This is a genomic window from Streptomyces sp. NPDC059564 (assembly GCF_042735575.1).
Lineage (GTDB): Bacteria > Actinomycetota > Actinomycetes > Streptomycetales > Streptomycetaceae > Streptomyces.
In genome coordinates this window covers 21,568-31,680 of record NZ_JBHWBP010000065.1, presented here as the reverse complement: position 1 = coordinate 31,680, position 10,113 = coordinate 21,568, and the positions used below count along the sequence as shown (strand labels likewise).

General features: G+C 73.7%; 11 protein-coding genes. 2 read left to right on the top strand and 9 right to left on the bottom strand.

The features are described from left to right. Positions 1–180 precede the first annotated feature (180 nt). The 7 genes from ACFV0Q_RS14625 to ssd are packed head-to-tail and all read right to left on the bottom strand — an operon-like array spanning position 181 to position 5,109. Positions 181–525: an Rv3654c family TadE-like protein gene (locus tag ACFV0Q_RS14625; RefSeq protein ID WP_385005089.1), complete on the bottom strand. Its 345-nt coding sequence runs from the start codon at positions 523–525 to the stop codon at positions 181–183. Beyond that, positions 522–851, bottom strand: coding sequence for a TadE family type IV pilus minor pilin (locus ACFV0Q_RS14620; protein ID WP_385005087.1), 330 nt, complete (start codon positions 849–851; stop codon positions 522–524). Before ACFV0Q_RS14620 ends, ACFV0Q_RS14625 begins: the two co-directional genes overlap by 4 nt. Before the next feature lie 34 nt (positions 852–885). Beyond that, positions 886–1,083: a DUF4244 domain-containing protein gene (locus tag ACFV0Q_RS14615; protein WP_385005085.1), complete on the bottom strand. Its 198-nt coding sequence runs from the start codon at positions 1,081–1,083 to the stop codon at positions 886–888. Positions 1,084–1,143: 60 nt separating this feature from the next. After that, the gene (locus tag ACFV0Q_RS14610; protein WP_385005083.1) at positions 1,144–1,926 is read right to left on the bottom strand and encodes a type II secretion system F family protein; all 783 of its coding nucleotides are present in this window, start codon (positions 1,924–1,926) and stop codon (positions 1,144–1,146) included. Continuing rightward, positions 1,926–2,810: a type II secretion system F family protein gene (locus ACFV0Q_RS14605; RefSeq protein ID WP_385005081.1), complete on the bottom strand. Its 885-nt coding sequence runs from the start codon at positions 2,808–2,810 to the stop codon at positions 1,926–1,928. Before ACFV0Q_RS14605 ends, ACFV0Q_RS14610 begins: the two co-directional genes overlap by 1 nt. Further along, entirely contained in the window at positions 2,807–3,955 is a 1,149-nt protein-coding gene (locus tag ACFV0Q_RS14600; protein WP_385005079.1) for a TadA family conjugal transfer-associated ATPase, read from the bottom strand. Before ACFV0Q_RS14600 ends, ACFV0Q_RS14605 begins: the two co-directional genes overlap by 4 nt. Further along, entirely contained in the window at positions 3,952–5,109 is a 1,158-nt protein-coding gene (ssd, locus tag ACFV0Q_RS14595) for a septum site-determining protein Ssd (protein ID WP_385005091.1), read from the bottom strand. Before ssd ends, ACFV0Q_RS14600 begins: the two co-directional genes overlap by 4 nt. 510 nt (positions 5,110–5,619) lie before the next feature. Between ssd and ACFV0Q_RS14590 the strand changes: the two genes are divergently transcribed. Next, positions 5,620–6,480, top strand: coding sequence for an HAD family hydrolase (locus ACFV0Q_RS14590; RefSeq protein ID WP_385005077.1), 861 nt, complete (start codon positions 5,620–5,622; stop codon positions 6,478–6,480). Between the two features lie 426 nt (positions 6,481–6,906). Here ACFV0Q_RS14590 and ACFV0Q_RS14585 read toward each other — a convergent pair whose 3' ends face one another. Beyond that, positions 6,907–7,728, bottom strand: a complete 822-nt coding sequence (locus ACFV0Q_RS14585) for an oxidoreductase (RefSeq protein WP_385005075.1) — start codon at positions 7,726–7,728, stop codon at positions 6,907–6,909. Between the two features lie 109 nt (positions 7,729–7,837). Between ACFV0Q_RS14585 and ACFV0Q_RS14580 the strand changes: the two genes are divergently transcribed. Beyond that, a complete protein-coding gene (locus ACFV0Q_RS14580) occupies positions 7,838–8,848 on the top strand; it encodes an ATP-binding protein (RefSeq protein ID WP_385005073.1) in 1,011 nt (336 codons plus the stop codon). Here the strand turns inward: ACFV0Q_RS14580 and ACFV0Q_RS14575 are convergent. Continuing rightward, positions 8,805–10,112 carry a hypothetical protein gene (locus ACFV0Q_RS14575; protein WP_385005071.1) on the bottom strand — a complete coding sequence of 436 codons (1,308 nt, stop codon included), beginning with the start codon at positions 10,110–10,112 and terminating at the stop codon, positions 8,805–8,807. The two genes, ACFV0Q_RS14580 and ACFV0Q_RS14575, sit on opposite strands and share 44 nt — an antisense overlap. Position 10,113 lies beyond the last annotated feature (1 nt).

Genomic DNA, 10,113 nt, shown 5'->3' with positions numbered 1-10,113 from the left:
CGGGGTCCAGAGCGGAGCCCCGGGATCTTTCAGCCCCGCCGGCGTTTGAGGCGCGGGGGTACGGGGGCGGAGCCCCCGAGAGGGGTCCGGGGCGGAGACCCGGCTGGGGTCCCCCGGACGGAGTCTGGGGGGAGGGCGAAGGGCGGGGCGGGGCGCGGCTCCGCGCAGCGGCAGACGGGCTCAGCCCTCCGGGAGCGGCGCCGCCGGACCGGCACGGGCCGGTACCGCCGGGGCGAAGGGCCCCGTCCGGACCCGGGCCGTGACCTCGGCCACCTCACCCCCGACCCGGCACACCGCCACCTCCGCCCCCTGAGCCCGCGCCACCCGCCCGGCCACGGCACAGGCCCCCTCCGGCCCCCGCACCCACGTCACCGCCGCGGCCAGGGCCGCCAGATCCGCGGCCGCCCCCGCCCGGTGCCGGGCCACCACCGCCTGCCCGAGCAGCAGGACGCCCCCGAACACCGCCACCAGGGCCGTGGCGACCACCGTGGCCCACACCGTCGCCGAGCCCCGCTCCCGGCTCACGGCGGCGCCCCCACGCTGTCCTCCGCCAGGGCCACCGCCTGCGCCCCGATCCGCACCGGCAGCCCCGCCGGACCGGGTGCCGGGGCCTCGACCCTGACCCGCCACAGGTCCCCCGACCGCTCCAGCTCCACCCGCGCCCCCGGCGGGGCGGCCGCGCGGGCCGCCGCCACCGCGGCCTCCGCCGGTTCCGACCGGCCCGCCGCCCGGGCACCGGCCCGCGCGGCGTCCACACACCGGATCTGCGCGGCCGCCGCCATCAGCGCCCACACCAGCAGCGCCGCGAACAGCACCAGTGCCGGAATGATCAGAGCGGCCTCGGCCGTCACATATCCCCGGTCTCCGATTCCCGGCGGTTTTCGCTCAGAAGGGCGCATCGAGCGCCTTCCCGATGGTCGACTGAAGTGCCGCCGAGACCACGTCACTCGTCACCACCTTGTACAGAACGGCGGCGAACGCACACGCGGCGATCGTGCCCATGGCGTATTCCGAAGTCGACATTCCCGCGTCGCCCGAGCGGCCGTTCAGCGCCGTCCGCACACGAAACCAGATGATCCTCATGACAACCTCCTGTGGGATTACGTTCTTGATGTGATTTCAGATGTGTTCCGGGTCGTTCTTTCAGCTGCCCGACAGCAGTCCGGAGGCCATTCCGATCACCACCGGTGCCACCCCGACCGCGAGGAAAGCGGGCAGGAAGCACAGCCCGACCGGCGCCGTGACGAGCACCGCCGCCCGCTGCGCCCTGGCGCCCGCCTGCCGGGAGCGTTCCGCCCTCAGTGCCGCCGCCAGGCGGGAGACGGGCTCCGCGGCCGGCGCCCCGGTCCGGGCGGCCCGCTCCAGGCACTCCGCCAGCCCCCGGGCACCCGGTATCCGCGCCAACCTCCCCCACGCGGCGCCCGGTTCACCCCCGAGCCGCAGCTCCGCGCCCGCGAGCGCCAACCGCTCGCCCACCGGCCCGCCCAGCGATTCCCCCACCACCTCGGCCGCCTCCACGGGCCCCGCCCCCGCCGCCAGACAGGCGGCCAGCAGATCCGCGGCGAAGGGCAACTGCCGCTCGGCCTCCCGGGGATCGAACCCCGCCGACGGCCGGGACCGGGACCGGGCCAGCACCCGCCACGCCCCGAACGCCGCCCCGCATCCGATCAGCACCCCCGGCACCCCGCCGACGAGCAGCCAGCCCGCCAGGAGCGCCCCGGCCGGTCCCGCCCAGGCCAGCAGCGCCGCCCGTACGCGGGGGCGCCACGCCGGCCCCTCCCGCGCCCGCCGCACCGGGAAGAGCTCCGCGAGTCTGCGCCGGGCCGCCCGCCGCCGCAGCCGCGCCGCGCACCCCGACACCAGGCACCACGCCATCACCGCCAGGCACAGCGCCATCCCCAGCCTGTGGACCACGGGCCCGCCCATCACCGCTCCCCCGTCCGCACGATCCGCCGGCACCACAGCAGCCCCAGCGCCTCCAGCACCCCGCCCGCCAGCAGGCAGCCCCACCCGACCGGGGAGTGCAGCAGCACCCGCAGCGGATCCGCCCCGAGCCCGGTACCGATCAGCAGCCCCACCAGCGGCAGCAGCGCGAGCACCACCGTCGTCGACCTGGCTCCCGCCAACTGGGCCCGCAGCGACTCCTCCCGGTCCCGTTCGGCCCGCAACGCCCCTTCCAGCCGGTCCAGTCCGGCCGCCAGTCCCGCGCCGCCGTCCACGGAGACCCGCCAGCAGGCCGCCATCCCGGCCAGCCCCTCGGCGCCCGGCTCCCGGGCCGCCTCGTGCAGCGCCCCGGCCACGTCCCCGCCGAAGGCCGCCGCGGCCAGCACCGCCGCCTCGGCCGCGCCCGGGCCACCCGGACCGGCCGCCGTACGGCGCATCGCCACCGTCAGCGCCCGTCCGGGCTGGGACCCGGCCCGCAACTCCCCCACCACGGCCCCGCACAGCGCCACCACCTCCGCTGCCCGGGCCCCGCGGGCCCGCTCGCGCTCCCGGGCCCGCAGCCAGCGCCGCACCAACGGCACCGACAGCGCCCCGAGCGCCAGCGGAATCACCGATCCGCCCAGGGCGGCGACCACCAGCCCGGCCGCGAGCGCAACCCACTCCCGCCGCTGCGCGGCCCGCGCCCACAGCAGGGCCGCCGGCCGCCGCCCGCGTACCGGTCCGTCCGGCACCACCGGGCCGCCCCCGGCCAGCACCAGCCGGGCCCGCCGCGGCAGTCGGTCCCCGCCGGCCAGCACCCAGGCGGCCGCACCGGCACACAGCACCCCCGCGAAAACGGGCACCGGCACCGGCGGCACGACGTTCACCGGGCACCTCCCAGCAGCGGACCGAGCCGCGCCCAGCCCCGCTCCCGTACGAAACCGCGGCTTCCCCAGCGCAGTGCCGGAACGGTCACCACCAGCCCGGCCGGATCCCGCTCCAGTACGTGCACCTCGGCCACCCTGCGCCGCCCGGCCCGATCCCGGACCAGGTGGACCACCAGGGTCAGCGCGGCCGCCAACTGGCTGTGCAGGGCGGCCCGGTCGAGCCCGGCGGCCGTCCCGAGCGCCTCCAGCCGGGCGGGAACGTGCGCGGCGGCATTGGCGTGCACCGTGCCGCAGCCGCCTTCGTGCCCGGTGTTCAGGGCGGCGAGCAGGTCGGCCACCTCGGCGCCCCGCACCTCGCCGACCACCAGCCGGTCGGGGCGCATCCGCAAGGCCTGGCGGACCAGGTCGGCCAGGGTGACCAGCCCGGCTCCCTCCTGATTGGCGGGCCGGGTCTCCAGCCGCACCACATGCGGATGGTCGGGGCGCAGTTCGGCGGAGTCCTCCGCCAGCACGATCCGCTCGCCCGGCCCGACTAGCCCCAACAGGGCGCTGAGCAGGGTCGTCTTGCCCGTACCCGTCCCTCCGGAGACGAGGAACGACAGCCGGGCCTCGATCATCGCCCGGAGCAGTCGCTGCCCGCCGGGCGGCAGGGTCCCGGCGGCCACCAGCTCGTCCAGCGTGAACGCCTTGGGCCGCACCACGCGCAGCGACAGGCAGGCCGATCCGACGGAGACCGGGGGAAGCACTGCGTGCAGCCGGGTGCCGTCGGGCAGCCGGGCGTCCACCCAGGGCCGGGCGTCGTCCAGCCGCCGGCCGGCGACGGCGGCCAGCCGCTGGGCCAGCCTGCGCACGGCCTCGGCGTCGGGGAAGGTCACCGCCGTCAGCTCCAGCCCGCCGCCCCGGTCCACCCACACACGGTCCGGGGCGGCCACCAGCACATCGGTGACCTCGGGGTCGGCGAGCAGCCGCTCCAGCGGCCCGGCACCGACCAGTTCGGAGCGCAGCTCCTCGGCCACGCCCAGCACTTCCGCGTCTCCGAGGAGTCGGCCCCGGGCCCGCAGGGCCGCCGCGACCCGGGCCGGGGTGGGCTCCGCCCCGCTCTCGGCCAGGTGCCGGCGCACCGCGTCCAGCAGCACGGCGCTCATGCCGGCACCCCCTGCGCGGAGCCGAGCACCCGCTGCCAGAAGCCGTCGCAGAAGCGGGCCAACGGGCCGCGCGCACCCGGCGGTTCCCCCTCCGCCACCCTCCCCGGAAGCCCCACCTCCACCGGCACCTCACCGGCCAGCGGCGCCCCCAGCAGCCGCGCGACCGCTTCGGCGTCGAGCCCTTCCCGGCAGCGCCCCCGTACGACGACCCGCACGTCCCGGGCCACCATCCGCACCCCGGCGGCCACCCGCCCCGCCGCGGCCACCGACCGCAGTTCGCCGGGCACCACGAGCAGCACCAGGTCCAGCTGGGCCAGCACCTCCGCCACGGCCTCGTCCACCCGCCGGGGCAGGTCGACCACCACGACCCCGCCCCGCCTGCGCGCGGCGGCCACGACCGACCGCATGGCGGCGGGCGGCACGACCACCCGGTCCCCTCGGTCCCAGCTCAGCACCCGTAGCGCGTGCAGTTCGGGCAGGGACTCCTCCAGCGCCCCGGCCCCGACCCGGCCGCGCGAGGCGGCGAAGTCCGGCCAGCGCAGCCCTTCGGCGGTCTCACCGCCGAGCAGGACGTCCATGCCCCCGCCGAGCGGGTCGCCGTCGATGAGGATGGTGCGTTCCCCGGCGCGGGCGGCCCGCAGCGCGAGGGCGCAGGCCAGGGTGGAGGCGCCGGCCCCGCCGCTGCCTCCGATCACACCGACCGCCAGGGCGGGCCGCCCGGCCCCTTCCACCACATCGGCGATGCGGTCCACGAGCAGGCTCTCGGCGTCGGGGAGCCGCAGCACCTCCTCGGCACCGATCTCCACCGCCCGCTGCCACACGTGGGGGTCGTCGAGGTCCCGGCCGACGAGGAACACCCCGTCCCTGCGCGGCGCTCCGCTCACCCGGCGGGCGGCGTCGTCGCCGACCAGTACGAGCGGGGCCGATTCCCACCCCACGGCGCCTCGCGGCCCGGGCCCGCCGCGGACGCTCCCGTCACCCCCGCCACCGCGGTCACCGCCGCCTCCGCTTTGCTCCGGCACCGCATGCTGCACATGCGGCTCGGCCCCGGCGGCGGCGCACAGCCGCAGCAGGTCGTCGAGCAGCAGCGGATCCTCGGTGATGATCAGCGGCCGCCCGCCACCGGGCCCCGCCCCGATCGCACGGACGGGCAGCCCGCCCCCACCGGCCACCACGGGCTCCGTCGCTCCACACGACTTCGATCCAGCCACGATCTCCGCCCCCTTCTCACTGCAAATCCACGAGCCGCGGACTTCGCGGCTGGAATCACGGTGCAGCGATCCGGAAAAAGGAGTGGATCTTGCTCCAAAACTGTGGACAAGAAGGCGGCTGTGAATAACTTCGCCACCCCATCAGGTGAGTTCCGGAGCGCGCCGGAACCACTACGGAGCGTGACGAGTTCGAGGGGGTGAGGGCCTGTGACAGGCGGGCCCATCGAAGAAGGAGGGCCGGGCTGATGGTCACTGAAGGCCGAAGGCATGGGACGCAAACCGCGTCCGGACATGCGACGACCCCCGCCGGGGGGGAGAGCGGGGGTCGTCCCCACGGTCCGACTCGGGGGGGGAGGAGCCAGACCGGGTTAGCACGGTCGCGAACGATCCGTGACTTCCATGGTGTACCCGAGAGCCCTCTCAGGCAAACCCACGCGCCACACCTTACGCCGAATGGTGGGCGCATATGCTCGGTGCGTGGAAAATCAGCCCTTGCCGCACTCCTCGCCTCGGACCGCTGCCTTCTTCGACCTGGACAAGACGGTCATTGCGAAGTCCAGCACTCTGACGTTCAGCAAGTCCTTCTACCAGGGCGGCCTGATCAACCGGCGGGCCGTGCTGCGCACCGCGTACACACAGTTCATCTTCCTGGCAGGCGGCGCCGACCACGACCAGATGGAGCGGATGCGCGAGTACCTGTCCGCCCTCTGCAAGGGGTGGAACGTGCAGCAGGTCCGGGAGATCGTCGCCGAAGCGCTCCACGACCTGATCGACCCGATCATCTACGACGAGGCCGCGTCCCTCATCGAGGCCCACCACACCGCGGGCCGTGACGTGGTGATCGTGTCGACCTCCGGCGCCGAAGTCGTCGAGCCGATCGGCGAGATGCTCGGCGCGGACCGGGTCGTGGCCACCCGCATGGTGGTCGGCGAGGACGGCTGCTTCACCGGGGAGATCGAGTACTACGCCTACGGGCCCACGAAGGCGGAAGCCGTGCGGGAGCTCGCGGAGTCCGAGGGGTACGACCTCGCCCGCTGCTACGCGTACAGCGACTCGTTCACCGATGTGCCGATGCTCGAAGCCGTCGGGCACCCGCACGCGGTCAATCCGGACCGGGCGCTGCGCCGGGAGGCGGTGGCGCGCGAGTGGCCGGTCCTGGTGTTCAGCAAGCCGGTGCGGCTGAAGCAGCGGCTGCCCGCGCTGTCGATGCCCGCGCGGCCGGCGCTCGTCGCCGTGGCGGCGGTCGGAGCGGCCGCGGCCACCGCCGGTCTCGTCTGGTACGCCAGCCGCCGCCGAGCGGCCGCCTCCGCCTGACCCCGCCCCTGGCTCCGACCCCGCACCCGGATGTCCTGACCTGGGCGATTCGCGATGTCCGAATCGCCCAGGCTCGCCCTGGAAAGTAAAGAACTCGGGCCAGGGGTTTCGCTCGGGTCGGAAGCGGAGTAGAAAGGAGTCAACGGCCCGCGAGACCAAAGAACATCCGAGAGGATCATCTTTAAAACGCAGTAAGGCCCACGGACCGAAGCATGAACGCCGAGCACCCACGCGACGTCGACCCGTCGATTACGGGCCAGCCGCACCAGGTAACCGGGCAAAGCTCCCGACCTGATGGGCATATATCGAGGACGCTTGGTAACTGGGCGTAAATGCCAGCGGCGACACCAGAGCAGTACGGTGTCGCCGCAACCCTGTTCCGGGCCGGTCCCGAGCCCGGAACCCGCGCCCGGACCAGCCCCGGACTCAGGCCGCGCCGCGCTGGAGCGCTTCGCAGACCGCCGTCGACTCGCGCACGCCGAGTTCGATCGCCCGGCCGCAGTGCGCGATCCAGGCCGCCACCCCCTCCGGGGTCCCGGACACGTAGCCCCCGAAGGCCTCCAGGTAGGCCTTCGACCCCTGTTCGGCGTGGCCGACCTCCGCCGGGCAGATCGCCTTGGGGTCGAGACCGCTGTTGATCAGCACGATGCGTTCGGCGGCGCGCGCGACCAGGCCGTTGTACGTACCGAAGGGCCGCAGGGCCAGGAGTTCGCCGTGCACCACCGCGCCCGTGATCAGAGCGGGGGCCGAGCCGCCCGCGATGATCAGGCGGGACAGGCCGTCCAGCCGCCCCGCCACCTCGTCGGCACTGGGAAGCGGAAGGTCCACCAGGGGCTCGTCCACCGGTTCTCCGGCCAGCCGCGGCCGGCCCACGGCGTCGTCGGCCCCGGCCGACCCGGACGCCACGAGGTGCAGCCGCGCGAGGACCCGTAGCGGCGACTGGCGCCAGATGCTCAGCAGCTGGCCCGCCTCGGCGGTCAGGCGCAGAGCCGCGCCCACGGTCAGCGCCTCGGCCTCGGCGCCGAAGTCGGTCCGCCGGCGCACCTCCTCCAGCGCCCAGTCGGCGCCGGACAGCGCCGCGCTCCCCCGCGCACCGCGCAGCGCGGCCTCCGAAGTGATCTCCGCACCGCGCCGGCGCATGACGCGGTGCCCGTAGACCCGGTCCACGGCCTTGCGTACGGAATCCACGGACTCTGCGACGCCCGGAAGGGAACCCAGGGCCGCCAGCGGGTCAGAAGCGCTACTCATAAGTAGGGAGCCTACGCACTGCGCACCCTTAGCACCGACCCCTCCTTGGAGTGGTCTTCTTCACTCAGCTTGACCACACCCCGCGACGGTTCCACTACGCTTGGTGAACATGAAGATCGCTTTCGTGGGAAAGGGCGGCAGCGGGAAGACCACGCTGTCCTCCCTCTTCATCCGCCACCTCGCAGCCAATGAAGCCCCCGTCGTCGCGGTGGACGCCGACATCAACCAGCACCTCGGAGCCGCCCTCGGGCTCGGTGAGGACGAGGCGGCCGCACTGCCCGCCCTGGGCGCGCACCTCCCCCTCATCAAGGAGTACCTGCGCGGGTCGAACCCGCGCATCGCGTCGACCGACAGCATGATCAAGACCACGCCGCCCGGCGCCGGTTCGCGGCTGCTGCGGGTCACCGAGGACAACCCGGTGTACGAGGCCTGCGCGCGCACGCTGCTGCTCGACGGCGATCCCGTACGGCTGATGGCGACGGGGCCGTTCACCGAGGCGGACCTCGGGGTGGCCTGCTACCACTCGAAGGTCGGCGCGGTGGAACTCTGCCTCAACCACCTGGTCGACGGCCCGGAGGAGTACGTCGTCGTCGACATGACGGCCGGGTCGGACTCCTTCGCCTCGGGCATGTTCACCCGCTTCGACCTGACCTTCCTCGTCGCCGAGCCGACCCGCAAGGGCGTGTCCGTCTACCGCCAGTACAAGGAGTACGCGCGGGACTTCGGGATCGCGCTCAAGGTGGTCGGGAACAAGGTGCAGGGGCCGGAGGACATCGAGTTCCTCCAGGACGAGGTGGGCGAGGACCTGCTGGTCACCTTCGGGCACTCCGACTGGGTGCGGGCGATGGAGAAGGGCCGGCCGGCCCGGTTCGAACTGCTGGAGGCGACCAACCGGCTCGCGCTCCAGGCGCTCCAGGACGCGGCCGAGGACTCCTACGCCGACCGCGACTGGGGCAGGTACACCGAGCAGATGGTCCACTTCCACCTGCGCAACGCGGAGAGCTGGGGCAACGCCAAGACCGGGGTCGACCTGGCGGACCAGATCGACCCCGGTTTCGTCCTGAACGAGGCGCTGGTCAGCCCTCGTCCGACCCCCCTGCCGACTCCTCAGCCGGCTTGACCGCGGCCGGGGCCGTCGGCGGCGCGGGCGGCGGCCCCGCGGTCAGGAACTTCGTCCAGCCCTCCTTCGGGGCCTCGCCGACGTCGAGACCGCGCATCCACTCGAGCGTCTTGGGGTCCTGGGCGTCCAGCCAGTCGGCCAGCTCGCGGAACGGCACGCAGCGGACCTCCGGCTTGGTGCACATCGTCTTGATGGACTCCTCGACGGCCCGCATGTAGGTGCCGCCGTTCCACGACTCGAAGTGGTTGCCGATGATCAGCGGCGCCCGGTTGCCCTGGTAGACCCGGTCGAAGGCCTGGTGCAGGCCGTCGCGCATCTGGTCGCCCCAGTACTCGTGCTGCGAGGGGTCGCCCTGCGAGGTCGTGCCGGACTGGTTGACCATGTAGTTGTAGTCCATGCTCAGCGTGTCGAAGGCGCGGCCCGGCATGGGCACCAGCTGGAGCGGGATGTCCCAGAGTCCGTCCGTCTTCTTGGGCCAGATCTGCTTGCTGATGCCGCTGGAGTCGTAGCGGAAGCCCATGTCCTTCGCCGCCAGCATGAAGTTCTTCTGGCCTTCGAGGCAGGGGGTGCGGGCGCCGATGAGCTCCTTGTCGTAGTCGAAGGGCAGCGCCGCCTGGTCCTTCAGGCCCGGCGTGTTCGTCTTCCAGCCCTTGACGAACGCCTTGGCCTGGTTGATCTCGCTCTTCCACTCCTCCACCGACCAGGTGCCGACGCCGCCGTCGGGACCGCAGAAGTGGCCGTTGAAGTGGGTGCCGATCTCGTTGCCCTCCAGCCAGGCCTCGCGGACCTGGGTGGCGGTGTCCTTGATGCCCTGGAGGTCGCCGAAGCCGATGTCGGAAAGGCCCGGAGAGTGCTGCGGGGCGGTGTAGAGGGAACGCTTCTCCTCCGGCAGCATGTACACGCCGCTGAGGAAGTACGTCATCCGGGCGTTGTACTGCTTGCCGACCTCGCGGAAGTGCGAGAAGAGCTTCTGGCTGTCCTCGCCGGCCCCGTCCCACGAGAACACCACGAACTGCGGGGGCTTCTCGCCGGGCTTCAGCTTCTGCGGCTTCTGCACGTTCGGCTGCGTGCCGGTGTAGGCCGTCGAACCGTCACCGATGGGACGGTTGACGCTGCCGGGCGCCTCCGGGACGGCGCCCTTCCTGGCGTTCTGACCGCCCGGGGAACCGGACTTGGCGGGCTCGGAGGTGCTGCACCCGGCAACGCCCAGCACCAGGGCCGTGGCGACCAGGCCGCCGGCGATCTTCTTCGTGGCGGCGATCATC